Origin of the sequence: Shewanella abyssi, assembly GCF_023284025.1 — a bacterium.
Classification (GTDB): domain Bacteria; phylum Pseudomonadota; class Gammaproteobacteria; order Enterobacterales; family Shewanellaceae; genus Shewanella; species Shewanella abyssi.
Window position 1 is genome coordinate 13,969 of record NZ_JAKIKR010000049.1, and the last position, 26,126, is coordinate 40,094.

Below are 26,126 nucleotides of genomic sequence, written 5' to 3' on the forward strand. Positions count from 1 at the left end.
AGATGAAACCTTGATAGAAGTCTTACTTTAGACTTCTTGCATAAAGGTAACTAGCTATAATGACAATTCTTTATTCTGATACATTAGTAATATATGTCAACTTATTACGGCTTTCCCACTGAATGTATGGCTAACTCTGCAAGCGATATCACATCTTGTTTGTTAACGGACTGTTAGACAAATAGTGGTGTAACGCTGATCTTGGTTTAACGTCATAAGTTTGAGTGTTTATTTATAGCAATAATTCTCATTACGCTTGTGCGGTATTTATCCTCGACATTTGTTTCAATATCTGGCTAACTGCTACAAGATACGTTCGAGATTCATCAATAAGCCATGCTTTAGTTGTTTGATTTAATAGGAGCGCGAGTGAAATTTAGACCTTGGATTTTAAATACTGTAGTGGTCTTTTTGATGGCCGCGAGCCCAGTTGCCCACGCTTTTTCAATTCCCCAGCCTGCGGGCACTGAAGAAGCCAGTCGCGTTGCACATATTCATTTAAAAGCTGCTCAAGGTGATTTCGATGCGCAATATCTGCTCGGGCTGATGTATTTGTCTGGACGGTTTGTTGAACAAAATCAAGCTATTGGTATGGGTTGGGTGACTCGTGCAGCGAAACAAGGCCATGCTAAAGCACAGCAAACGGTCGCTGATTTAGCGTTTGAAGGTAGCATAGTGACTCGAGATCTACCAACGGCAAAACAGTGGTATACGGCGCTAAGTAAGCAGGGCAATAAATGGGCTGACTTTAGGTTAGGCTTTATTTATGCCTCCGGTGGCGAAGGGGTTGAGCGTAACTGTGGCAAGGCAGTAGAGCAATTTAAGCTAGTCGGTGATGAGATATCTCTGGGTAACGTAGCTTGGATTTTAGCGACCTGTCCTGAAGCTAAGTATCGAGATGGCGACCAAGCTTTAGCACTGTCACTTAATCTGCTTAAAGCGAATCAAAAAGACCCGACAACATTGGATAACCTTGCTGCTGCGTATGCGGAAATTGGTGATTTTGATGCCGCTATTTCGACTCAACAAAAAGCAATCGAGGCATTAGCACTCACCTCTGATCAAAGTAAATCCGGTGAATTTATGCAGCGTTTGCAAACATACCAAAATTTTGAACCCTATCGTGAAGTTGTGCCTTTAATCGGAAACTAACACTAATCAAATATAGAAAGCGCTTAGCTCATTAAGCGCTTTTTTTTGTGCCTCGAATAAATCAATTCAAAAGTAATTCATCTTAATAATACTGTAAGCTGTTGGATTCTATGAACTAAGTCAAATGCTGAACGTTGACTCAGATTACATTATTTTAACTGACGTTAGTTAGCGATAAACAGATCAACATGGACGTGGAATTTACTTTATGTTTTTTATGGAGAGGTTAGTCAGCACACCCAAAGCGACAAAAAGATCAACATGGAGGTGGAATTTTCTTTATGTTTTTTATGGAGAGGTTAGTCAGCATACTCAAGGAGATAAACAGATAAACAGATCAACATGGATGCGGAATTTGCTTTATGTTTTTTATGGAGAGGTTAGTCAGCATACTCAAGGAGATAAACAGATAAACATGGATGTGGAATTTGCTTTATGTTTTTTATGGAGAGGTTAGTCAGCACACCCAAGGAGACAAACAGATCAACATGGACGTGGAATTTTCTTGGTACTGGGGATAGGAGATTAGGTTAGTTAGCATACCCAAAGCGACAAACAGATCAACATGGACGTGGAATTTACTTTGTGCCGAGGGGTAAGGAATTAGGTTGGCCAGCATACTCAAGGAGACAAACAGATCAACATTGAGGTGGAATTTACTTTATGTTTTTTTATGTTTTTTTATGGAGAGGTTAGTTAGCACACCCAAAGCGACAAACAGATCAACATGGAGGTGGAATTTACTTTGTGCCGAGGGGTAAGGAATTAGGTTAGCCAGCATACTCAAGGAGACAAACAGATCAAGATGGGGGAATTTACCACCAAGAGCATGCTAACTTATCGTTCTTTCGCCTGAAATCCCGATAAGCCAAAGTCTACAGGGCCAGTCTTAAACAAATCTTAATAAAGCTAATTGTTGGGTTAATTACTCATTTTCTGGTGTTATTAGTTGCAGTCGCTTATCCATCAAATCTTTAACTAATGGGGTTAGAATTAGCTCCATTGCTAATGACATCTTGCCACCAGGAACTACCAATGTATTGATACGAGACATAAATGATCCTTGGATCATCCGCAAGTAATAAGGAAAGTCGACATTCTTAATACCGCGAAAACGGATCACCACAAAGCTCTCATCAAGGCTTGGAATACTCTTGGCACTGAAAGGGTTTGAGGTATCAACTGTTGGTACTCGTTGAAAATTAATATGGGTACGGGAGAATTGCGGTGTCATATGGTTTATATAGTCGTCCATACTACGAACAATTGAATCCATGACTTTTTCACGGCTATGACCCCTTTCAGAGGTGTCACGAATTATCTTTTGGATCCACTCCAAGTTGACAATCGGCACCATGCCTATCAGCAGATCAACATGCTGTGCCACATCACAATCATCTGTGACTACGCCGCCATGTAGACCTTCATAGTAAAGCATCTCGGTATTTTCGGGCAGCGGATGCCATTGGGTGAACGTACCAGGCATCTGGTTGAATGGAACCGCTTCGTCAAAAGTATGTAGGTAGGCGCGGGTTTCGCCCTGCCCGGTGCTGGCGTAATCACTAAAACATTGTTCTAAGCGTTGAAAGTCGTTGGCTTCAGGGCCAAAATAACTGATATTACGATTTTCAGTTTTTTCTTTACGGATCATCACCGCCATTTCTGGGCGAGTGAAATGATGAAAGCTATCACCCTCTATAATGGTAGCGTTGATCCCAAGCTGCCTAAAGATATGGTTGAATGCTGTGGTTGTTGTCGTCGTTCCTGCACCAGATGAGCCTGTTACAGCAATAATAGGATGTTTCGCTGACATTTTTTTACCTAAAATAGAGACAGTTGAATTTCACCTGTAAACAGCCAAAGATGGCTAATGGTTTTTATCCTGCAACAAATCGATTCTTCAAAAACTGTATGTGAATTAATAGTTATACGTATTCGAACCACTCAGGTCAATCTTGAGCAGGATCCATCGTGACGATATCCTCTTTACGCCTAATCGCGATTGATTCGTCCTCTTCGCTAAACTCGACCACGAGTTCACCGCGGGAAAGTGCGGCGCGGCAGGTCGAAATAGCACTCTGCATGCTGTTGTTATCAGCGCTTGAGAAACTACCATCTTCTAATTGGCCAATGAGGAACTCTTTTATAATGTTTTCAAATGTTTCTGCGGGTAATTGCTGCAATGATTCATAGGGTACTAGCATGGTGTATTCTCAGATTGATTGAGGTGAGAGGTTAAAAAAGACAATATTCTCTTTTCAATATAGTAGCTAGGTCGCCATGGCGTACCACCGTCGATAAAGCCAACATGGCCGCCATTATCATGCAATTCATATTCGACCTGTTCAGCTAACTGCTCATGGCTAGGGATCACAGCATGGGTCATAAAGGGATCATCTTTGGCGTGGATCACCAAGGTGGGTTTCTGAATTTGACTCAAATAGGGCAGGCCACTCGCTCGATGATAGTAGTCATCAACACCATTAAAACCGTGCAAAGGTGCGGTGATTTGATCATCAAAGGCATAAAAAGTCGTGAGCTGTTCAATTTCAGCTTTGCCAATCGGCATTAGTTTTTTGAGCGCTGGAGTCGATATTTTACCAATCATCTTCTGTTGCAGCTGTTTTATCAGGTAGCTCTGGTACACCTTTGAAAAGCCTTTTTCTAGCCGTTTTGCGCATGCCGCAAGATGCAGGGGGGCAGAGATGGCAACAGCGCGGTCAATCAAGCTGTTATCTTGCTGTTCACCTTGATACTTAATCAAAACGTTACCGCCAAGGCTATAACCCACGGCCAGTAAAGGAGAGTCTGGAAAGCGCTGTTTAAGCTGGGTGAGAGTCACATGTATATCTTGGGTATCACCGCTATGGTAACCCCTGACAAGCCTATTTAACTCACCTGAACAACTGCGGTGGTGATGCACAACGGCACAGAGCTTCTGTTTTTTACAAGCAGCCAGAATACGACGGGCATAATGAGAGCCTGAACTGCCCTCTAGACCATGTACGATAACAACAATGACCTGGCCAGTTTTTGGCTGACCTTGCCAGTCAAGATCAATAAAGTCTCCATCATCGAGTTCTAACCTTTCCCTTTCTAGACGTGGTCTGTCCACTTTGGTTAGTACGGGCAGAATCGTTTGGATATGGGGATTTTTAGCCCACCAAGGAGGTGAAAATCTTTGTCTTATCATAATTGGCTATTGCTGAAAATTAAAACGTGTGTTTAATTGTTGTTGTGACAAGAGTGTAACACAGATTGAAAATGCAAATTTGAAGCGCTTTAACTCCGTGTTTTAGCGATGCTAGTGTTAGGTGGAAGCCAACCTTTTATCAACGTCAGCTTTTAACAAAAGCCAATAATAACAATAAGAGGACAAGATGGAACGACGTACTTTTATAACGACGGCATTAGCTGGAACGGCATGTTTAGCCTTAGGGGTTAATTATTGTTCTACTGATTACGCTGGTGTTAATGCCAAAATCGACGATAAACATCGACTGCTATTTAGCGTTTTATTGCCTGTTTTTCTCGACGGTGCGTTACCTGACGTACCGGTATTAAAAAGAGATGCTGAAAACCGTACCTTAGATGCCATTGAACATACTATCTCGTTACTACCCGAAGATAGTCAGCTTGAACTTGAGCAATTGCTGGAACTCTTAGAGGGGCGGTTAGGGCTGCTGATTCTTACGGGTAGTATGACGCCACTCATGATGCGTAATAGCTCAGAGCTAATCGAGATGCTACAAGGATGGCGTACAAGCTATCTCGAAATGATGGTGACAGCTTATCAAGGCTTGAGAGAGTTGGTCATGGCAAGTTACTACTCGGATCCAGAACATTGGAGTCGATTGCATTACGCTAGGCCCAGTTTTCTTGAGGAGAATAATTGATGTTAATAGTAAACCTTGTCGGTTGTAAGGAGTAGTTTGTGGCCATTGAAGATCCTATTGTTACAGGGCTAGATTCAGGCTGGGCGCACATAAATGCGGGCCAGCTATCATCAAACCAAACATTTGAAGCTGATGTGGTTATTGTGGGTAGTGGGGCTGGAGGCGGAACTGCCGCAGAGATCCTCACGAATGCGGGTTTGTCAGTCATTATTGTTGAAGGTGGACCGCTTAAGTCTTCAAAAGACTTTGTGATGGAGGAGCGAAGCGCTTATCCCGATCTCTACCAACAAGCCGCTGGAATGAAGACGAGTGACAAAGCGATTGGTATTTTTCAGGGGCGAGCAGTCGGTGGGTCTACCACGATTAACTGGACCACATCTATTCGAACACCAAAACAGGCTTTAGCTTATTGGGCTGCTAACAAGTCGGTGGAGGGACTCTCAACTGATGAACTGACACCCTGGTTCGAAAAAATGGAAAAGCGGCTCAACATTAGCGAATGGCCATTCGATCCAAATCGTAATAATGCCGCTTTAAGGGACGGCTGTGCGAAGCTAGGTTGGGATTACACCGTTATTAAGCGCAATGTAAAAGGCTGTTGGAATACTGGCTATTGCGGTATGGGCTGCCCTGTTAATGCGAAGCAATCAATGCTGGTGACCACCATACCTGCAGCGTTAGAGCGTGGAGCAACACTGATAAGCCAAGCAAAAGTGATGAAGCTAGAGCATCACGATGACAAAATTTATGCATTAAAAGCACAGGCATTAGATAGCAATCTGAAACCCCTGCCGGTGGAGATCGTTTTCAAGGCAAAGCACTATATTCTCGCCGCTGGTGCCATCCATACTCCGACAATAATGTTGCGTTCAAAGTTACCCGATCCCTATGAGATCATTGGCAAACGCACCTTTCTCCATCCGAGTTTGCTCAGCGGCGCTATATTTTCCGATCCCATCAATGGCCATAGTGGCGCGCCACAATCCATTTATTCAGATGAATTTGTTTGGCAAGATGGCGCCGATGGTGAGCTCGGTTATAAACTGGAAGTTCCGCCGGTTCACCCTATTCTTATCGCGTCTAAAACAATAGGTTATGGGCAAAGCCATGCAGAATTAATGGCGAACTTTAACCAACTGCAAGTCACTATCGCACTGGTTCGAGATGGCTATCATGAGAACAGCCCCGGTGGAACGGTTAAGTTAACAGATCATGGCAGTACATTGGACTACCCACTCACAGAGGCTTTTTGGCGAGCAGCACGGCGCGCATACGCTAGCATGGCAGAGCTGCAATTTGCCGCTGGTGCCAATAAGGTATTACCTATTAGTGAGGGCATGCCTTATTTCAGCAACTGGTCCGCAGCTAAGAAGGCAATTGCCGAGATGGATCTTGCGCCATTAAAGACGGTCGTTGCTTCAGCACACGTGATGGGAGGGTGCCCGTTAGGGGAAGATCCTAAAGTATCAATGGTCAATAGTTATGGTGAATCTCACTACTTTGAAAACCTGTCGGTGATGGATGGTTCAATATTTCCAACCAGTTTAGGGGCAAACCCACAACTGTCTATATATGGAATCACGGCGCGCAATGCGACTCGTCTGGCTGAAAAATTAACCGCTAGCTAAGTTAACACTAAAAAAGTGAGCATTAAAAAAGCCCAGTGTTAACGCTGGGCTTTTTGTTTATTGAACATCTATTTTAGCAATTACAATGGTGCTTTTAGGCCATTATTGATGGCGCTTACGTCATCTTCATTCAATGTACCAGCAGCTTGCTTAAGCGCAATAATTGAATTGATATAGCCATAACGCGCATCAGACAGTTTACGTTTCGAATCATACAAGTCACGCGTACGGTTCAATACGTCAACAATGGTACGAGTACCGACTTCAAAACCGGCTTGAGTTGCTTTTAGTGCACTCTCTGATGAGATCACTGATTGCTCATAGGCACGGATTGAACTGATAGAAGCGCCAACATTGTTAAAGTTATTACGAATATCTTTGACGACTTTACGATGTGTCTGTTCAAGCTTCTCGCTTGCTTCAACATATTGATACTGAGCTTGGTTTACTTGAGAGGTGACTTTGAAGCCTTCAAAAATTGGAATGCTAAGTGTTACTCCAAGAGTACCGTTGTCGAAGTCAGGTTGGTTAGCACCACCACTTTCTTGTTCGATTCCTTTCTTATAACCTGCGTTTAGGCTAAGTGAAGGCATATGACCGGCTTTATAAAGCGTAATGGTCTCTTCGGCGATATCTTTACCAATTCGCGTTGTCATCAAGTCAACGTTATTAGTTTCTGCTATTTTTATCCAATCAGTCGACAATGCAGGGGCAACAGGTGCTGCTGAGAAACGGTCAGTGTCTAAGATATTAATACTTTTATGATCGATACCGGTAATTTCACGCAGTGCTTCATAGCTATTGGCAAGTGTATTTTCAGCTAGGATTTCAGTGGCGTTGGCTAAGTCATATTGCGCTTGGGCTTCATGCACGTCGGTAATCGCGGTAAGACCAACAGCAAAACGTTGTTTTGTTTGTTCAAGTTGGCGCTCAATTGCACGCTTCTCTGAACCTTGGAATTCGTAGTTGTCTTTTGCCGTAAGCACATCAAAGTATGCTGTTGTTACACGAATAATCAGATTTTGCAGTGAAGATGCATAGGCTGAGTCAGCTTGAGATGCGGCTTTTTCTGCCAGGTTTAATCCAACCCATGCAGTGTGATCATAGATAACTTGGTTTAAGGTGATGCCACCAACAATACCACTAGAGTCATCTGATGGATCGTTCCAAGCCTTATCGTAGCCCACATTTGCACTAATCGTTGGCAATAGTGGTGCACGTTGCTCTTCTATTTGCTCATAAAGTGCATCTCGTTGTGCTTTAGCTTGCAGCGCAACAGGATCGCTGGTTAATGCTTGTTGATATATCTGTAGAAGGTCGTCGGCATGTGCAACTTGAGCTGAAACGGCGAGTGTCAGCGCGGCACATAGAGAGCGGATCTTGAATTTCATTTGCTGTCCTTTTTAGACAAAATTCCCCATTGAGGAGCGAATTTAACTTTGTTTTGTTTAGTTATGCCCAACTTTAGCTGACAAATTAGGCGGTTTGCGCTTCCCGACGCTTCCCAATACATCTAAACTTAGTGGGTTAAATAGTAAAAACCTACAATTCCTAAGTCAACTAGGAAGTGTAACAGTTTTTTATCGCAATAATCAGATCTGCCTATATCTTAGTATTAATATTTTTATTTGGCCTTTTTTTGGCATAAACACCTTGATAAATAAGTAGGTTTTGGAGATTAAATGAACAGTACTTTTACTCATGAAGATGTTGAGTTATTCGCTAAGAAAACCTTGTATAAAGGCTTCTTTAAAATGGAGGAGTATCGCTTTAAACATCGGCTATTTGATGGCGGTTGGAGCGGTGAGATCATTAGAGAGGTGTTCGAAAGGGGCCATGCTGTGGTCGTGTTACCTTACGATCCAATTAACGATAAAGTGGTGCTGATTGAGCAGATCCGCATTCCTGTGCTTGAGAGTGCTAAATCGCCTTGGTTGTTTGAGTTAGTCGCAGGCATGATTGACGCTGGTCAAGAGTCTGAACAGGTGGCCATTAAAGAGCTTAAAGAGGAAACGGGTCTTGATGCATTGAGTGTCACTAAGGTGAATCAATACTTTGCCAGCCCCGGTGGTACCAGCGAACGGTTTGATTTTTATTGGGCAGCCGTTGATTCATCCAATGCTGATGGAAACTACGGTTTACCTGAAGAGCATGAAGACATCAAAGTACATGTTGTGGATAGAGAATTTGCTTACAAAATGATGACTGATGGCCAAATCGATAACGCCTCTACTGTCATTGGTCTCCAATGGCTACAGCTCAACTATCAAGATCTGCTTGAAAGTCATCATGAAAAATAATCATTATTACTCGGCTTAAAAAACCCTTGGAATTATATCGTGTCGAAAGTAGCATACGCCCGTAAGAACAAGTACCAGCCAAATATCAGCCAGTTTTTGGCTGTCTGTGCTCGTAACTATATGCATATTCAGCGTTGGCTTACACTGGAGCCTAGCGAAGGGAAGCACTGGCAAGTTGATGGTGAATTTGGCCGGCTGGATGTTCGTTTGCTGGAAAATACCAAATATACTCAACTGGTCGAAATTTCAAGATGGGCCGGCGGTCATGCGTTAGTGTCAACCCCCAAAGTATCTGTGCGCATCTATCACGATGCTAAATTAGCAGAAGTGTTAACTAGTCAACAGATTTATCAATTACGTCCGGTGTATGATTATCCAAATATGCATATGCATCATCGTGATGAGAAGTATCAAGTGAATGCGTTTCTTGAAGAGTTATTGAAGATAGATAACTTGACCAAATTTATTTGTTAATCTGATATTTAGGTAATTACTTTGCTAAAAGAGGCAATCTCTTATTCAATTTCTGAATCAGGCAGTGTGAGAATGGTGCAGGTCACCGATCCACACCTTTTTGCTGATCCTGAAGCTCAATTATTAGGTGTGAACACCTCTCAAAGCTTAAATGCCGTTTTGAATACCATCGCCGCTGTTGATTACCCAGCACATTTTATGTTGGCGACCGGGGATATCAGTCAAGACTACTCAAATGAGTCTTACCATAATTTTGTCGATGCGATTGCCCCCTTAAACATGCCTTGTCATTATTTGCCTGGCAATCATGACGACCCACGTATTATGAATCTGCACATGCAGGGTGAAAAGGTACATGGGCAAAAAAGAATATTGGCAGGTAATTGGCAGATTATTATGCTCGACTCTACCGTTCGAGGCCGACCTGGCGGGCACATGTCTGATGCAGAATTAGGCCTGATTGATAGTGCGATTAACGCTGAACCTAACCGCTACACCTTACTGGTGATGCATCACAACCCTATTCTTGCTGGCTGTGCTTGGTTAGATCAACATTGCATGGATAACGGCAGTGACTTTATTCAACAGGTTTCGCGTTATAAGCAAGTTAAAGGGCTACTTTGGGGGCATATTCACCAAAATGTTGATACCGTTCACTTAGGCCCGACTGGGCCAGTCAAGTTGATGGCTACACCATCTACCTGCATTCAATTTAAACCCAAATCTCCCTATTTTGCATTAGATGCACTTCAACCGGGTTACCGTTTGCTGGAGCTGAAGTCTGATGGTAGCATCCTAACCAACGTATATCGGGTACCAGGTGAAAATTTTTCACCTGACAATGAAGCTGGCGGTTATTAAGTCGATAAAAAACCGCAGCGTGAGGAACTATGCTGCTTTATATTCATGGATTTAATAGCTCTCCTTTTTCAGAGAAAGGACTTGTTACTGCAAGTTTTATTAAGCAACACCATCCCGAGTTAAGCTTTTATCAACCACAGTTGCCGAGTGAACCACTAGAGGCAATGGCGTTATTGATTCAAATTGTCGAAAAAGCACAAGCAGTAAATGAGCCGTTAACCTATATTGGTTCTTCACTCGGGGGCTATTTTGCCAGTTATTTGGCTGAAAACTACGGTGGACGCGCAGTTTTGATTAATCCAGCGGTAAAACCCTTCGAACTGTTTGATGAATTCATTGGCACTCAGTACAATCCCTACACAAATGAAACTTATCAGGTTTCAGTTAAGCATAAACAGGATGTCGCTGAGTTCGATACTACAGCCATTATCAATCCTGATCGCTTTTATGTACTGTTACAAACAGGCGATGAAGTACTCGACTATAAACAGGCTGTTCAGAAGTATCATTGTTGTAAACTGTTAATAGAACCAGACGGTGACCATAGCTTTATTGGCTATGAAGACCAGCTGATTTCTATTTGTGAATACCTGTTTTCTTGACAAATAGACCAGTAGGGCCGCAACATGGCCTGAATAACAAAAAAAAATGTGTGCCATGACAAATCAATACACCGCAGATGCTATTGAAGTCCTAAACGGACTTGACCCTGTAAAACGTCGCCCGGGTATGTATACCGATACTTCGCGCCCGAACCATTTAGGGCAAGAAGTCATTGATAATAGTGTCGATGAGGCACTTGCTGGGCATGCTAGCCGAATCGACGTTATCTTACACGTCGACAATTCACTCGAAGTCACCGATGACGGCCGTGGTATGCCGGTGGATATTCACCCTGAAGAGGGGATCCCCGGGGTTGAGTTGATCCTCACTAAGCTACATGCTGGTGGTAAGTTTTCTAATAAAAGCTACCAATTCTCTGGTGGTTTGCATGGGGTTGGGATCTCGGTTGTTAACGCACTGTCTAATCGAGTTGAAATCACTGTAAGGCGTAATGCTGAAGTCTATGATATGGCTTTTGAGCACGGCGAAAAAGTCGAAGAACTACGTGTGACGGGGACCTGTGGTCGACGAAATACCGGTACTCGAGTCCATTTTTGGCCTGACGTTAGTTATTTTGATTCCGGTAATTTTTCAGTCAGTAAGCTCACTTATTTGCTCAAAGCAAAGGCGGTGTTGTGTCCAGGTTTAAGAATTAAGTTTGTAAACAAGCAGAATAATGAGACACAAGAATGGTTTTTTGAAAGTGGTTTAGAAGATTACTTAAAGTCGTCAATTGATGGTGCGCCTACGTTGCCAGAAGTACCGTTTGTTGGCAACTTCAAGGGCAATGTTGAAGCTGCTGATTGGGCTATCACTTGGTTGCCTGAAGGTGGAGATTACTTGAATGAGAGTTACGTCAATCTTATTCCAACACCGCTAGGTGGTACGCACGTCAATGGCTTCAGGCAAGGCTTGCTTGAAGCCATGCGTGAGTTTTGCGATTTTAGAAATTTGATGCCAAGGGGTATCAAGTTAACCCCTGAAGATATCTGGGATCGTTGCACCTATATTTTGTCTATCAAGATGCAAGATCCACAATTTTCAGGGCAAACTAAAGAGAAACTATCAAGTCGCCAATGTGCTGCTTTTGTATCTGGAATTGTGCGTGATGCATTTAGCCTGTGGCTAAACACCAATACAGAGCAAGCTGAAGCTTTGGCAGAACTGTGCATTAACAATGCACAGAAACGCTTAAAAGCTGCCAAGAAAGTGGCGCGTAAACGTATTACTTCAGGGCCTGCACTGCCAGGGAAACTGACCGATTGCAGTGGTCAAGACCCGATGCGCGGCGAACTATTCTTGGTGGAAGGTGACTCCGCTGGCGGTAGTGCTAAGCAAGCGCGTGATCGTGAATTTCAAGCGATAATGCCACTGCGTGGTAAAATCCTAAATACTTGGGAAGTCGATGCGTCGCAAGTGCTGGCATCACAAGAGGTTCATGATATCTCGGTCGCGATTGGTTGTGACCCTGATAGCAGTGATATTTCAGAATTAAGGTATGGCAAAATATGTATTTTAGCGGATGCTGACTCCGACGGACTGCATATTGCCACCCTGTTGTGTGCACTATTTATGAAGCATTACCGTGTACTGGTCGAGCAAGGACACATCTATGTGGCGATGCCACCTTTGTTTCGAATCGATATTGGTAAAGATGTTTTCTATGCACTCGATGAAGCAGAAAGAGAGGGGATTCTTGACCGCATCGCAGCAGAAAAGCGTAAAGGAAAGGTACAGGTAACACGATTTAAAGGCCTGGGTGAAATGAATCCACTGCAGCTGCGTGAGACCACAATGGATCCCAATACCCGTCGATTAGTTCAACTGACCATTGATGATGTCGATGATACATTGGCACTCATGGATATGTTATTAGCGAAAAAACGTTCTGGCGACAGAAAAATTTGGTTGGAGACGAAAGGCGATTTAGCGCAGATCTAGATAGATCGCATACATCAACAGAGCATTAAACTAAAAGAATAATAATGACGTTTGAAAATTACCCCAAACAAATATTTATCGGTTTGTCCGCAATATTTGTGCAGCTTATTTATAGCACTGCGAGTATCGCAGCCGAGCCTGTGATGATCACTGTCTCTAAAGGCTTTGGCTTAACGCTATTTGCTTCCGATCTGGGCGATGCTAAACAGCTGGCCTTAGGCAGCAACGGCACGCTGTTTGTTGGTTCCTACAAAGAGGGAACCATAACGGCACTCGTCGATGCTAATCAGGATGGTAGAGTCGATAAACGCTATACCATTGCTAAAGGGCTACATTATCCCGAAGCGATAGCTTTTAAAGATGGTGCTCTTTATGTCGTTGAAGATGATCGAGTCTTAAGGTTTGTTGATATTGAGTCACGACTAAGACGCCCTGGACGGCCTAAAGAGGTTTATGATCGTTTACCTGGCAACACCAAAAAAAGTAAACGAGCCATGCATTTTGGTCCAGACGGTAAGCTTTATATTGCTATTGGTTCGACATGTAATGTGTGTGAGCCAGAAACACCGTTTGGTAGTATTATTGCAATCGATGTCAATACCGGTGAAAGCGAGCAAATTGTTAGCGGCGTTCGCCGAGTCGGCGCTTTTGATTGGTCAGTTAAAGACAAGGAATTATGGTTTTCTGACTTAAGCCGAGACTGGATGGGAGATAACCTGCCACCCGATGAGATCAATAAGGTTGAAACCGTAGGCAGCCATTACGGCTTTCCCTATATTCACGCTACAGATATTATTGAGCCTGCTTATAATAAGCCCGAAAACTTGAAAGTGGTCGCTCCTCAATTTGAGTTACCCGCTCACGTTGCACCTATGGGGCTGCACTTTTATCGCGGTGAACAGTTTCCAGAGCGTTACAGAAATCAAATGTTTGTTGCTGAAAATGGTTCATGGAACCGCTCAAGCAAAGTCGGTTACCAGATAGTGATGCTTGAGATAGAAGATAAACAAGTCGTTAAACGTAGTACCGTTGTTAGCTTTTTAGATGGAGAGTTTCCGGTTGCCAGACCCCACTCATTAATTACAGCACCCGATGGTGGCATGTATATTTCGGATGATTTTAAGGGCAACATTTACCGCTTGTATTACAAAAATCCACAAAAAAATCAGTCACAGGATAATGATTAATGAGTGATGCGATAGATTTAAGCTTAGACGGTGTAGAGCAGATGCCAATGCGCCGCTTCACGGAAGAAGCATACCTTAATTATTCCATGTACGTGATCATGGACCGTGCTCTGCCGCATATTGGTGACGGACTCAAACCTGTTCAAAGGCGTATCATTTACGCCATGAGCGAGCTTGGCTTGTCTGCACAGTCAAAGCATAAGAAATCTGCTCGTACCGTCGGCGACGTGCTCGGTAAATATCACCCTCACGGTGATAGCGCCTGTTATGAAGCCATGGTACTGATGGCGCAACCGTTCTCCTACCGTTATCCGTTGGTCGACGGCCAGGGAAACTGGGGGGCGCCAGATGATCCTAAGTCATTTGCGGCGATGCGATATACCGAAGCTAGACTGTCAAAATTCTCTGAAGTTCTGTTAAGTGAGCTCGGCCAAGGGACCGTTGATTGGGGCGTTAACTTTGATGGCACCATGAAAGAACCGCTAGTCATGCCTGCTCGGTTGCCTCATATCCTACTCAACGGCATCACAGGTATTGCTGTTGGTATGGCGACTGATGTGCCGCCACACAATGTGAAGGAGCTCGTGGGCGCTTGTATCGAATTACTCGATAATCCGAAGGCCGATCTACCTCGTTTGATGGAGTTCGTTACAGGACCTGATTATCCAACTGAGGCGGAGATCATTACCCCTAAAGCGGATATCGTCAAAATATATCAGACGGGTCGCGGCTCGATTAGAGCCAGAGCTGTATACAGTGTAGAAGATGGTGAGGTGGTCATTACTGCACTGCCGCATCAAGCCAGTAGCGGTAAGATATTGGAGCAGATTGCGGCGCAGATGCAGGCTAAGAAGTTGCCTATGGTAACGGATTTACGTGATGAGTCTGATCACGAAAGCCCTGTGCGGATGATCATTGTGCCGCGCTCTAACCGCGTCGATTGCGATCAGATGATGGCGCACCTTTTTGCGACCACCGATCTAGAGAAAAGCTTTCGAGTTAATCTTAATATATTAGGGTTGAACGGACGACCACAGGTTAAAGGTCTTCTTGAAATATTGACTGAATGGTTGGTTTTTCGGATGACAACGGTTAAGCGTCGTTTAGAATATCGTCTAGATAAAATCTTAGCCAGACTGCACATTCTTGATGCCTTGATGATCGCATTTTTGAATATCGATGAAGTCATTGAGATCATTCGTTTTCATGATGAACCCAAAGCTGAGTTGATGACAAGATTCAATCTGTCAGATAAACAAGCTGATGCGATTCTGGATCTAAAGCTGCGCCACCTAGCTAAGTTAGAAGAGTTTAAGATTCAATCTGAGCAAAATGAGCTAGCCGCAGAACGTGACAAGCTACAACTGCTTTTAAGCTCCGAACGTCGTATGAAAACGCTCATTAAAAAAGAACTGATTAGAGATGGCGAAGACTACGGTGATGAACGCCGCTCACCACTGGTCGAGCGTGGAGAGTCAAAGGCACTGACCGAGCAAGAACTCGTCCCTGTTGAGTCTGTTACCGTTGTATTATCAGCAAAAGGCTGGGTGCGGTGCGCCAAGGGCCACGATATTGATGGCAAGAGTTTGTCTTATAAAGCGGGGGATGAATACCTCTGTGCCGCGCCAGGCCGCAGTAATCAACCGAGTGTCTTTATTGATACTTCCGGTAGGTCATTCGCCACTGAGACTCATACGTTGCCGTCAGCGCGCTCTCAAGGCGAACCTATAACGACCCGCTTTAATCTAGCGCCCGGTGCAACAGTGGAGCATGTGTTGTTGGCTGATGAAAAGCAGTGTTATATTTTGGCCTCTGATGCCGGTTACGGATTTATAGTGGCGAATAAAGATATGATATCGCGTAATAAAGCGGGTAAAGCCTTGTTAAGCTTACCTGCCAACGCGAAGGTATTACTGCCACAAAAAGTCGATAAATCAGCAGCACAATCTATATTGGCGATCACTAATGAAGGCAGGATGCTACTGTTCTCATTAGATGCTTTACCGCAACTGACAAAAGGTAAGGGTAACAAGATCATTGGTATACCGACTGAACGGGCTAAGAACCGTGAGGAGCTGTTAACGCATCTTCAGGTTATCCCCGAAGGTATGCCGATTACTTTGTGGGCCGGTAAACGCAAGCTAACCTTAAAACCAAGTGATTTGGAGCATTATCGCGGAGAGCGTGGTCGCAGAGGGGCTAAGTTGCCTCGTGGGCTGCAGCGTGTTGATAGCGTTGAGCTAGGTGAAGGCGAGCAGCAGGAATAGCGTTGAAGTTTGAATGAACAGACATAAAAAATGCAGCCCTATGGCTGCATTTTTTTATAAAGTCACTTAATACTAAGCGACTTCATAATAATTGGGTTCGATATCGACCTGTCTTTGGATTATTTGCGTTGCCATTTTGGCACACTTACCACATTGGTCTGCAACGCCGAGGCGCCTTTTTACATCAGCTAATGAAGCATCGCCTTGGCTAACCGCTTCTTTAATCTGTGTATCTGTAATTGCATGACAAAGGCAAACGTACATATAGGGTGATCCAGCAATCGAATATGCACGAAGTATAAATGAAAACGATTCTCAATGCTAATAACTAGTGAGAATAGTTATCAGTCGTTGTTTATATTTGCAGTTATTAAAAAGCTTGCAGTGGATCACAACCGAGTGGCAACTTGACGACTTGGTCATGTTTTATGCTTACTTGTCGATATATTGCTACGGTGTTTAAAATAGGCCTAGTAGCCGCGTTCGAAATGGACTCGATGAGATAGCTCTTCTCCCTTTATCCACTTATGGTAGTTTTCTGAAAAGATCTCTACCACTTGCTCTGGAAAACTAGGCGCGGCTATATGTGGCGTAATCACCACATTGTCGAGTGACCAAATAGGGTGATCTTCTGGTAAAGGTTCTTGATTAAATACGTCAAGGATAGCCTGTTGCTGCTGGTTTTGGATCAGCTGAATATATAAGGCGTCTAAATCGAGCACATCGCCTCTACCTAGGTTAAATAACACCACCTCTTTCTTTAATAGCGATAGCGTATGCTGGTTAAGTGCGCCTCGAGTCTCAGGGGTACTCGGTAAAATACTGGCGACGGCATCAGCCCTTGGTAGGTAGTGGGTTAGATTGGCTAAGGTGTCGACTTCATCAAAACCTTTAGTCGGTTTTGCACCGCGATTAATACCAATAACATGCATGCCGAAATGCTTAGCGGTTTGGGCGATATGCTTAGCGATAGAACCTGTTCCTAGCAGCAATAGGTTTTGCCCTTGTAACGTCTTGTAGCTGCCAGGAAGCCATACTTTCTGCGCTTGCTGACTTCTATACTTAAAGTGCTCTCGCTGGTAGGCTAAAAGGTAACCAAACATGTATTCACTCATCAATGGACCAAAAATCCCACGCACATTGGTCAATTCATAGTCTCGGCGTTGCCTCGGCTTCACTAACGCATCCACTCCAGCAAAAGTTGACTGCATCCATTTTAAATTGGCTGCGTGAGGCAGTATGGGGGCTGCGAGGCTGGGTTCTGCAAGCCAGAGGTCCGCGTTAAAAATATTTTGTGGGTTATCATCCAAAATATGGATGTTAGGCAGATGACAAGAAGCCAAAAGCTGACGATATCGTTCATTTTCTCTGGTAAGTAATAGTAGCTTGTGTCCCATGCTGACTCCCTTTATCCTAGCTCTACGTTGTTGTATTCGAGTGTTTTTATGTCTAAATTAATTGAGTTTCTGAGCTATTTAGGTTCGTTTATCTATCCTTGGCTAACAGAAGCTTCAACAGCCATTGTTGCGTGTGCACTTGTTGTTTTTGGTAGCGATATTAACCGTTTTTTACGTCGCTATCTAACCGGGCGTTCTTTCATTATCCGTACATTCATTTTCGTGTTAGTTAATGCATTCGGCTATGGCTTAATTATAGTGAAACTAAGCCCTGTTCTAGCGCAATATATGGCTAGAGTACCTTCACACTGGCTGTTCATGCTTGTTATCGCGATGTTTGTCGCTATTGGTGGCTGGGCTCAACGGAACAAACAAGTTTAAGCTGTTCATTTTAGTGTAGATTATATTATTCTATTTTGGGAAATAGATATCTAAATCATCGGCGGGGAATGAGTCTGATAACGGTTAACTTTCCGCTAATGTATCTATGGCTCTAGCGGGAAAGTTAGTGAAGATTCCATCGACTCCAAGTGCTGCCAACATCGTTATATCGTCCGAGAAATCCACCGTATAAACATAAACCTTAGCCCCGCGTTGATGTGCATCATTAATCATCTCTTCGGTGACAAAACTCAGGCCTAAATGGATAGAGTATGCGTCGAGTTCGCTAACCACTTGTGCTAAATTTAATGGCACCCCCTCGATGAGCGGCGCAACATTGGCACTGGGAAAAGACTGCTTAAACGTTTTAAGCATCGGGTGATTAAAAGATGAGATTAACAGCCTGCTTGGATCATAATTTGGTTGCTGGATTAGATTAGCGTATAGAGCTATAAAGGCAGGCAGAACCGATAGCCCTTTAAGCTCGATGTTGATCTCAATGTTGTAAGGTTTTAACGCTGCCAACACCTCCGCTAGTGTGGGGATAGCTTCACCTGAGACGGTGATACCTGCTACATATTGTTTACTCGCTTTACCGATTAGGCCTTTGCCTGAGCTTTTGGCTTCGAGCCGTCTATCATGAAAAACATAGAGTTCGCCTTCAACCAAATGAATATCCAGCTCAACGGCATTAGCGCCGAGTTCAATCGCTTTCATAAACGCTTTGAGGGTATTTTCAGGGGCGGAACCACTCGCGCCGCGGTGAGCATATATCTTCATTAGTTAGCTTCTTGGATCATTGGATATTAGCTTCTTATTAAGCTTTGAACGTCTTTACTCTGCCCTTGTGATAGATGCACTTCCAGTTGAGGGTAGGCGAGTACTAAGTTGTTATCGCGTAACTTCTTGCTGATCTGTTTGTGCAACTTATGTCTTAATGGCCAACGGGTGCCCATATCTTTTGCATAAGCTCTCACTTCAAAGTCTTGAGTATGTTTGCCAAAGCCGGCAAACCAAACTTCAGGCTCGGGCGTTAGTAGCGCGTCATCACACTCTTGTACTGCTTGATAAAGCGCCGCTTCCACGCGAGCTGGATCGGAATCACGCGCTACCGAGACATAGGCTATCACCCGCGTAATCGGATCGGACAGCGACCAGTTAATGAGTTGCTCGGTAATAAAGGCCTTGTTGGGAACAATAATCTCTTTGCGATCCCAGTCAATAATGGTGGTTGCTCGAATTTGAATTTTACTCACCGTGCCAGTGAGATCTCTAATGGTTACCGTATCGCCAATTCTAACCGGTTTTTCAAACAAAATAATCAGACCAGAGATAAAGTTGGCAAAGATCTCTTGTAGACCAAAACCCAAACCGACCGATAGTGCAGCGACTAGCCACTGCAGTTTAGACCACTCCATTCCCAGTGTTGAGAAACCACTCAATATACCGAAAAATATCACCAGGTAGCGGCTCACAGTGGTAAGCGCAAAGCCTGTTCCTTGGCTTAAATCGAGCCGTTGCAGGATGGTTAACTCAATCAGACCAGGTAGATTGGTGGCAATCATCATCGAAAAGCCAACAATGATAAACGCCAGTAGCAGTGACTTTAAGGTTATCGGTAACTGCTGCTCAATACCATTGAGGGTAGTATTGCTAGACCATAACGTCACACCATCGAGTAAAGAGAACAAGGCTGTATGGGTTTGGGTCCACAGACCGACGATACTGGCTAAGAAAGCTAAAAGTAACAATGAGCGCACCAAGCCAAGAGATTGGCCGGAAATGGTCTCTAAATCGACCTCGGGCTCTTCATAGGTATCTAATTGTTCTGGCGCGTTAACTTCGCCTTTTTCACGCTGAGCAAGTACCTCTGCACGTTTAGCTTTAGCGCGATCGAATGCAATGCGGCGTCTTTCAATAAGCATCCAGCGTTTAGTCAATTGATATAGTAGTAAGAATCCTAAGCCGAAAATGAGTGATAACTGCAGCTGTAAAAACATCTGAAATGCGGTGTAGTAGTAACCGAGGAACGCTAAAATTGCACAGGCAATGGGGGTAATGATCAGCATGGCCCACAGGAGCTTTTGGACTAGTTTTCTATTTTTATCCTTTTGGTGATGCTTATTCTCACGATTAGAAATATTTAAAATATCTTTATAGAACCAGAACAGCATTAAGCAAAAAATAATAAATGCACCGCGGCCAAGACTGTTTCTAACCAGGGAAGTGTCGATGACTTCTGCAAATGCGGCAAGCCCCAAAAATGGCATAACCATAATAGTGAGTTGTTTAAACCTCTCTTGCCCTGCACGAATAAGATTACGTTGTGCTTTGAAGTGGTTGATTAACAGCCCTTTATCTAACGCTAGTAGATACACAAGGCGATAGAGCTGGTAAAAGGTCCCTATTGCCATAACGCCCATGCCAATAGCAGACACAAAATTAAGGCTCGATTGATAGAAAATTGCCCCCGCCAACACAATGGATAGGGGTTTTAGTAGGCTATAGCTGACTGAGTTAACGAGTACATGCCATGTATAAATAAACTTATCTTGGGTCACATTGCCGACAAAAGGCAGTTCACGGCGCATGGCTGCTTTGAATTTGGGAGTAAGAATATCTTGTGCAATTAGGCTGACGATAAATAAGATCAACCACCACGACCACAAGCCACCTTGTTCGCTGACTGAGCTTTGCAGCTGCTTCCAGGGGGCTTGCTGGATCATCCATTGCACACTTTGATGCAGATCGGTAAGCCATAAACCGCCGATTCGATTAGCATTTGGTACCCAGAATAGGTGTTCGTTTAAGGTATCTCTTAGGGTCAAATACTGCTGGTTAAGTTGCTCATTACTCACTCTTAAATTAGCAAGCTCACTTAAATACTGGTCATAATTTTGTAATAACTGTTGCAATAATAGCTCTTGAGATATAAGCAGCTTTGCATGCAATTGTGTCGGCTCAAACGTGCTGTTGAGTTGTTGTACATTGAGGGTTTGCGCTTGCTCGATTTGATAGCGCGCTAGTCGTGCATTAGCAATTTCATTTTGGACAGGATCTTGGCTTGGCGGTTTAGGCAGTGCTTGCAACATTTGCAAAAAACGCTCGCCGAAAGCCGAGTTTAGTTTAATCCAACTTATCTGCTGCTGGATATTGGTCAACTGTTTAGCTTGCAATTGGTATTGCGCTTCCGCTTGCTCTTGTTGAGTCAGCGCTTGGCTTATTTTTATGTTGAGCGTTTTTAACGTCTCACCATAAGTTAAATTGGCTTCGCTAATGGCTTGGGCTATCGGATCTGTGCCGTTTGACTCAGGCAACAAGCTGCTAGCGATAGCAGCCTCCGTGCGTTTATGTCGTTGTAAATCGAGCTCTTGATTGAGACGCTCAATTAATTGCTCTTGCTGCAGCAGTTGCTCTCGTACTAATTTGAGTTGCAGTTGATTGAGATCGATCTCTTTCTGGCTGCTTGCTAACATCGCCTCTAACGTGGCTACTCGCTGTTGATATAGCATTCTTTGAGCGGTTAGTAATTGGTTAGTAAGAGTTTGTTCGTTGGAAATACGATTCTTTTTATGTTTAGTGAGTGTGGCTCTTGCCTTGCTTAAGGCTTCAGGAAGGTTATCTAGTGATTCTATTAAGCTATTTATTTTATCACTTAAACTGACGTCGATATCTTTAAGTTCTGATAAACGTAAGTAGGCTAGCGAGCCTTGTTGGTTCAATTCTTGTTTATTGGACCAAGCAATGGGCTGTTGCGCCTCTCTGATCTGATTGCGTAGATTTGATTTATGCAGGTCAAAATTGTTGACTAGCGCTCTAGCATTTTCTTCGGTGAGAATTAACTCACTGGTTTTACTTTCAAGTAGCGTCAGCTGCTCTTGAGGTGTGTTGCTGCTGTTGAGCGATGGGCTTAAGCCCAACCTTTTTTCAAGTTGAGTTGGCGGATTAGCGTTGGCTATAGTGCAAATAAAACACAGGAAAACCAATAAAAAACGATGCATGATTAGCAGCTTGCATAAATCGAAAAGGACTTACTCATAGTAGCCAAGTTATTGAGATAAATATACCCAAGTCGTTTGAGTATATCGCTCTAAACGGTCTTTTTAATCCGTTGTGACTTGTGGCTCTGCTGAGTTTCAAATAATGCGGTGGCAACCACTAATGTTCCGCCAATAATCGTTTTGAGGTCAAGGTCTTCACTGAGGAGAAGTAACGCTAACACCGCGCCATAAAAGGGTTGTAAACAGGATACTAAACCGACAGTTTTGGCACTGAGTAACCGCAGTGCGGAAGTGAATAGCGCATGCGGGGCTGCAGTAAATACTACGCCAAGTAGCACTATTAGCCACCAAACATTGTCCTCGATACTGCTTACTTCTGCTGTGAACCATGGCGCAAGGAAAGCCACAGCGACCATGGTTTGATAGAACATCGCTTGTTGACCGCTATATTGTACAAAATAGCGTTTATGTAGCAGGTTTCTTGCGGTGAATAGCGCGGCAGACAGAACGCCTATTGCAATGCCAAGGGTAACATCGTTGCCAAGGCTAGCCTCGGGGATCAGAAGGCTAACGCCAGTTAATACCAAAAAGCCACTGATGACATCGGCTAGTTTTAGCTTTGTTTTGGTGACTAATGGCTCTATGAGCACAGTCATAACGGGATAGGTGAAAAAAGCTATCATGCCAATGGCAACGGAGGACAACTGCATAGAGGCAAAGTAGGTCACCCAATGCAAGCTGACAATAATACCGAGTCCAATAGCGACCAGATAATCTTTCGCTGCTTCTAATGCTATCTTTTGCTTACTCAACTTAACAATAAGCGCTAATACTGCTGCTGCAACAACACAACGCAATACTGTTATGTCTAATGCGCTCAAAGGGATGAGTTTAGAAAACAGGGCCGTACCACCAAAAAGTAGTACCGCTAGATGTAGCTCAAGTAGCCCTGTTTTTTTATCACTGCTATTCAATGGCGTTGCTTAGTCTTCAATTTTGGCAAAAGCTTGGCCCATACGGGTTATGCTTGAAGGTTCAACACCATCAGCAAACTCGTCGAGCGCGTCTTTAGCAAATAACATCACCACAGTGCTACCCAGTTTAAAACGTCCCATCTCTGCACCTTTCTCAAGGGTTAGCGCTGCAGGCCCTTCAGTTGGGTAATCCCAAGTAAATACGTCTTGACCTGTTGGCGGGGTAACAGTGCCAGCCCAAACAGTTTCAATGCTGGCAACGATGGTTGCACCCACAAGTACCATGGCTATTGGGCCAATTTCAGTTTCAAAAATGGCCACGACTCGCTCATTTCGGGCGAATAATCCTGGAACGTTTTGCGCCGTTAGCGGGTTAACTGAAAATAGCTCACCGGGTACATATGTCATTTTAGACAGAGTGCCTTTGATCGGCATATGAATACGATGGTAATCTTTCGGTGCTAGATAAATTGTAGCGAAATCACCGTCTTCAAAACGTTTTGCATCATCAGCCTGATCACCGAGTAACGCTAGTGAAGAGTAATCATGGCCCTTAGCTTGAAAGATGCGACCATCTTCAATTGGACCAAGCTGACTTACCGCGCCATCCACGGGATGGGTGATATAATCTTTGTCATCACAAAGTGGACGAATGCCAGGCTTTAATGCACGAGTGAAAAACTGATTAAAAGTTGGATAAGCTTCAGGCGCGGGCTGCGCCGCTTCACTCATATCAATCTTGTATTGCTTGATAAACCATTTAATTGCTGCCGTGGTTACTGCGCCCATTTCAGCCGCGGCTAATTTGCCAACAAGACGTGATATTAGGTGCTTAGGCATAATATACTGCAGCGCAATTTTGACTTTATCCAATTTCAAATTCCTTAAGTTCTATTTTTATTCGTCAGGGCCAGCTCTAAAGTGGCGAGCGTGTCTTTGTTCATCCAGACTGGCAATGATTTTATGATAGTTATTATATCGATCAGCGCTGATATCACCGGCTGCTAATGCTTCGGTTATCGAGCAACCAGGATCATTGAGGTGTTTACAGTCTCTAAACTTACAGGTCCCTAAGTATTCTCTGAACTCAATAAAGCATTGGCCCACTCTTTCAGGAGGGAGGTGCCATAAGGCAAACTCACGTACACCTGGAGAGTCGATTAAATCGCCGCCAGTAGATATATGCAGCAGCTTGGCTGTAGTCGTTGTATGTTGACCCAAGCCTGAGTTCTCTGATATGTCACCAATGGCTAACTCGGCGTCTGGCATCATTGCGTTAATTATCGATGATTTACCTACACCTGATTGCCCGACAAACACACTCACTTTTCCATTCATCAGTTGGTTTATTTGCTCGACACCTTCACCGGTTTTACTACTTACCTTATAAACGTCGTAACCTACATCGCGGTAGCGTTGCAGTGCGGCTTCAATTTCAGGTAGCTCTTCAGGTGCAATAAGGTCGACTTTGTTGAGTACGATAACAGGTGAAATTCCAGTATCTTCCGAAGCGACAAGATAGCGGTCTATAATTTGCGTGGTAAACGCAGGCTTTACTGAAGTGACGATAAGGATCTGATCGATATTCGAGGCTATAATTTTTACGCCATCGTACATATCGGGTCTAGAAAGCAGAGAATGCCGTGGGTGAACAGCTTCAACAATACCTTCAATTCGGCTAGCACCTGACTCACTCGTTAATGCTAAGCGCACAATAACTTTGTCACCAGTAACGAGACTTTTAATATTTCGGCGTATATTGCAGCGCGCTAAATGGCCTGTTTCGGTTTCAACATCTGCATGCTGACCAAAACGAGAAATAATGGTGCCTAACTGCTCTGGGCCTAAAGAGTTATCCTGTAATTCAGGTGTTCTTTTGCCTGCATCGCTGCTTTGCAATTTCTTTTTCTGGTTGTTACGCATTCTGCGTAACTGACCTTGGCTTAATGGTTTCTTTTTGCTCACGTATTACTCACGTAAATAGCCTTCAATTATAAAGGTGATTTTTTGTCGCTTAAAAAAGCAGTATGATACACCGTCTTAAACAAAAAAGCCTGAATTTAGGCTAACAAGGATTACAGGTCTCTTAATGGCTATAGATGAAAACAACCTTATTTGGGTCGATCTTGAAATGACGGGGCTTGAGCCAGCAGTCGATAGAATTATTGAAATTGCGACTATAGTGACTGATAAAGAGCTGAACATTATCGCACAAGGTCCTGTTATTGCGATTCATCAGTCTGATGAACAACTGGCATTGATGGATGATTGGAATCAAAAGCATCATGGAGCGTCTGGGCTGGTTAAGCGTGTAAAAGCAAGCGAGTTTAGTGAGCAAGATGCAATTGAACAGACGATTGCATTTTTGTTGCAGTATGTTCCAGCAGGTGCTTCACCTATGTGTGGCAATAGTATTGGACAGGATCGTCGATTTTTAAACCGCTATATGCCAGCACTCGAAGATTACTTTCATTACCGAAATATTGATGTTAGTACAGTAAAAGAACTGGTTCGACGTTGGGAGCCAGCAGCCATGAAAGGCTTTACCAAACAAAATACCCATCAAGCTTTACTCGATATTCAGGAATCTATCGCTGAATTGCAGTTTTATCGAGCGAAAGTTTTCAAAATTTAAGCAATCAGTCATTTTATTTGCAAGAAGGGGTTGCAGAGCAGTGAAATTCTCATATAATGCGGCCTCAACTTTTCGCTAAGCGGCAAACTTAGCGATTAAGTAAAAAAGTTGAAATGCGACATTAGCTCAGTTGCTGAAGGCGGAGAACGATACCTTTAGATAATGTGTACAGCTGGTGCGTGATTAAAAGATTTATGCGACATTAGCTCAGTTGGTAGAGCGATACCTTGCCAAGGTATAGGTCATCAGTTCGAACCTGATATGTCGCTCCAATTTAAAAATTATCGAATGACCAAGTTCGGTAGGTAAAAGATTTACGCGACATTAGCTCAGTTGCTAGAGGTGAAGAACGATACCTTTAGTTAATGTGTACAGCTAGAGTGTAATGAAAAGATTTATGCGACATTAGCTCAGTTGGTAGAGCGATAC

Annotated in this window: 23 protein-coding genes and 1 tRNA gene; 13 read left to right on the forward strand and 11 right to left on the reverse strand. The window is 43.7% G+C overall.

Annotated elements, in window-relative coordinates; all coding sequences use genetic code 11:
* The first annotated feature begins 369 nt into the window (after window positions 1-369).
* A complete protein-coding gene (locus tag L2755_RS17515) occupies window positions 370-1,152 on the forward strand; it encodes a tetratricopeptide repeat protein (protein ID WP_428847810.1) in 783 nt (260 codons plus the stop codon).
* Window positions 1,153-2,077: 925 nt separating this feature from the next.
* Here L2755_RS17515 and L2755_RS17520 read toward each other — a convergent pair.
* From L2755_RS17520 to L2755_RS17530, 3 genes are all read right to left on the reverse strand, one after another.
* The gene (locus L2755_RS17520) at window positions 2,078-2,965 is read right to left on the reverse strand and encodes a phosphoribulokinase (RefSeq protein ID WP_248981968.1); all 888 of its coding nucleotides are present in this window, start codon (window positions 2,963-2,965) and stop codon (window positions 2,078-2,080) included.
* 136 nt (window positions 2,966-3,101) lie between these two features.
* Window positions 3,102-3,356, reverse strand: a complete 255-nt coding sequence (locus L2755_RS17525; protein ID WP_248981969.1) for a YheU family protein — start codon at window positions 3,354-3,356, stop codon at window positions 3,102-3,104.
* The gene (locus tag L2755_RS17530) at window positions 3,350-4,342 is read right to left on the reverse strand and encodes a hydrolase (RefSeq protein WP_248981990.1); all 993 of its coding nucleotides are present in this window, start codon (window positions 4,340-4,342) and stop codon (window positions 3,350-3,352) included. Before L2755_RS17530 ends, L2755_RS17525 begins: the two co-directional genes overlap by 7 nt.
* 190 nt (window positions 4,343-4,532) lie before the next feature.
* Between L2755_RS17530 and L2755_RS17535 the strand changes: the two genes are divergently transcribed.
* Entirely contained in the window at window positions 4,533-5,048 is a 516-nt protein-coding gene (locus tag L2755_RS17535) for a TAT leader-containing periplasmic protein (protein ID WP_248981970.1), read from the forward strand.
* A gap of 38 nt (window positions 5,049-5,086) precedes the next feature.
* Window positions 5,087-6,676 (forward strand): GMC family oxidoreductase, encoded by a 1,590-nt coding sequence (locus tag L2755_RS17540; RefSeq protein WP_248981971.1) that lies wholly within the window; start codon window positions 5,087-5,089, stop codon window positions 6,674-6,676.
* Between the two features lie 80 nt (window positions 6,677-6,756).
* On the opposite strand, the gene tolC is transcribed toward L2755_RS17540, so the two are convergent.
* On the reverse strand, window positions 6,757-8,067 hold the full coding sequence (gene tolC, locus L2755_RS17545) for an outer membrane channel protein TolC (protein ID WP_248981972.1): 1,311 nt from the start codon (window positions 8,065-8,067) through the stop codon (window positions 6,757-6,759).
* 291 nt (window positions 8,068-8,358) lie between these two features.
* Between tolC and nudF the strand changes: the two genes are divergently transcribed.
* The 7 genes from nudF to parC are packed head-to-tail and all read left to right on the forward strand — an operon-like array spanning window position 8,359 to window position 16,309.
* The gene (nudF, locus tag L2755_RS17550; RefSeq protein WP_248981973.1) at window positions 8,359-8,976 is read left to right on the forward strand and encodes an ADP-ribose diphosphatase; all 618 of its coding nucleotides are present in this window, start codon (window positions 8,359-8,361) and stop codon (window positions 8,974-8,976) included.
* A gap of 39 nt (window positions 8,977-9,015) precedes the next feature.
* Window positions 9,016-9,450 carry a DUF1249 domain-containing protein gene (locus tag L2755_RS17555; RefSeq protein WP_428847811.1) on the forward strand — a complete coding sequence of 145 codons (435 nt, stop codon included), beginning with the start codon at window positions 9,016-9,018 and terminating at the stop codon, window positions 9,448-9,450.
* Between the two features lie 21 nt (window positions 9,451-9,471).
* Entirely contained in the window at window positions 9,472-10,311 is an 840-nt protein-coding gene (gene cpdA / locus L2755_RS17560) for a 3',5'-cyclic-AMP phosphodiesterase (protein ID WP_248981974.1), read from the forward strand.
* A gap of 29 nt (window positions 10,312-10,340) precedes the next feature.
* Window positions 10,341-10,913 (forward strand): YqiA/YcfP family alpha/beta fold hydrolase, encoded by a 573-nt coding sequence (locus L2755_RS17565; protein WP_248981975.1) that lies wholly within the window; start codon window positions 10,341-10,343, stop codon window positions 10,911-10,913.
* 55 nt (window positions 10,914-10,968) lie between these two features.
* Complete coding sequence (gene parE / locus L2755_RS17570; RefSeq protein ID WP_248981976.1) at window positions 10,969-12,855, forward strand: DNA topoisomerase IV subunit B; 1,887 nt, start codon at window positions 10,969-10,971, stop codon at window positions 12,853-12,855.
* A 44-nt stretch (window positions 12,856-12,899) separates the two neighbouring features.
* Window positions 12,900-14,042, forward strand: coding sequence for a PQQ-dependent sugar dehydrogenase (locus L2755_RS17575; protein ID WP_248981977.1), 1,143 nt, complete (start codon window positions 12,900-12,902; stop codon window positions 14,040-14,042).
* A complete protein-coding gene (gene parC, locus L2755_RS17580; RefSeq protein ID WP_248981978.1) occupies window positions 14,042-16,309 on the forward strand; it encodes a DNA topoisomerase IV subunit A in 2,268 nt (755 codons plus the stop codon). The genes L2755_RS17575 and parC overlap by 1 nt, the downstream gene beginning before the upstream one ends.
* A 72-nt stretch (window positions 16,310-16,381) precedes the next feature.
* Here the strand turns inward: parC and L2755_RS17585 are convergent, their stop codons facing one another.
* Together L2755_RS17585 and L2755_RS17590 are read right to left on the reverse strand one after the other, a co-directional pair.
* Complete coding sequence (locus L2755_RS17585) at window positions 16,382-16,573, reverse strand: bacterioferritin-associated ferredoxin (protein WP_248981979.1); 192 nt, start codon at window positions 16,571-16,573, stop codon at window positions 16,382-16,384.
* 206 nt (window positions 16,574-16,779) lie between these two features.
* Window positions 16,780-17,706, reverse strand: coding sequence for a D-2-hydroxyacid dehydrogenase (locus L2755_RS17590; RefSeq protein WP_248981980.1), 927 nt, complete (start codon window positions 17,704-17,706; stop codon window positions 16,780-16,782).
* Between the two features lie 48 nt (window positions 17,707-17,754).
* Here L2755_RS17590 and L2755_RS17595 point away from each other — a divergent pair, with 48 nt between their 5' ends.
* The gene (locus tag L2755_RS17595; protein ID WP_248981981.1) at window positions 17,755-18,087 is read left to right on the forward strand and encodes a DUF3392 domain-containing protein; all 333 of its coding nucleotides are present in this window, start codon (window positions 17,755-17,757) and stop codon (window positions 18,085-18,087) included.
* Window positions 18,088-18,171: 84 nt separating this feature from the next.
* Here the strand turns inward: L2755_RS17595 and L2755_RS17600 are convergent, their stop codons facing one another.
* The 5 genes from L2755_RS17600 to rsgA form a co-directional block, all read right to left on the reverse strand.
* Window positions 18,172-18,867: a glycerophosphodiester phosphodiesterase gene (locus L2755_RS17600; RefSeq protein WP_248981982.1), complete on the reverse strand. Its 696-nt coding sequence runs from the start codon at window positions 18,865-18,867 to the stop codon at window positions 18,172-18,174.
* A 26-nt stretch (window positions 18,868-18,893) separates the two neighbouring features.
* Entirely contained in the window at window positions 18,894-22,088 is a 3,195-nt protein-coding gene (locus tag L2755_RS17605) for a mechanosensitive ion channel domain-containing protein (protein WP_248981983.1), read from the reverse strand.
* Between the two features lie 89 nt (window positions 22,089-22,177).
* A complete protein-coding gene (locus tag L2755_RS17610; RefSeq protein WP_248981984.1) occupies window positions 22,178-23,062 on the reverse strand; it encodes a DMT family transporter in 885 nt (294 codons plus the stop codon).
* A gap of 9 nt (window positions 23,063-23,071) precedes the next feature.
* Window positions 23,072-23,935, reverse strand: coding sequence for an archaetidylserine decarboxylase (asd, locus tag L2755_RS17615; protein WP_248981985.1), 864 nt, complete (start codon window positions 23,933-23,935; stop codon window positions 23,072-23,074).
* Between the two features lie 24 nt (window positions 23,936-23,959).
* Window positions 23,960-25,027 (reverse strand): small ribosomal subunit biogenesis GTPase RsgA, encoded by a 1,068-nt coding sequence (rsgA, locus tag L2755_RS17620; RefSeq protein WP_248981986.1) that lies wholly within the window; start codon window positions 25,025-25,027, stop codon window positions 23,960-23,962.
* Window positions 25,028-25,151: 124 nt separating this feature from the next.
* Here rsgA and orn point away from each other — a divergent pair, with 124 nt between their 5' ends.
* On the forward strand, window positions 25,152-25,697 hold the full coding sequence (gene orn / locus L2755_RS17625; RefSeq protein WP_248981987.1) for an oligoribonuclease: 546 nt from the start codon (window positions 25,152-25,154) through the stop codon (window positions 25,695-25,697).
* Between the two features lie 196 nt (window positions 25,698-25,893).
* Window positions 25,894-25,969 (forward strand) — tRNA-Gly (locus L2755_RS17630).
* The last annotated feature ends 157 nt before the right edge of the window (window positions 25,970-26,126 follow it).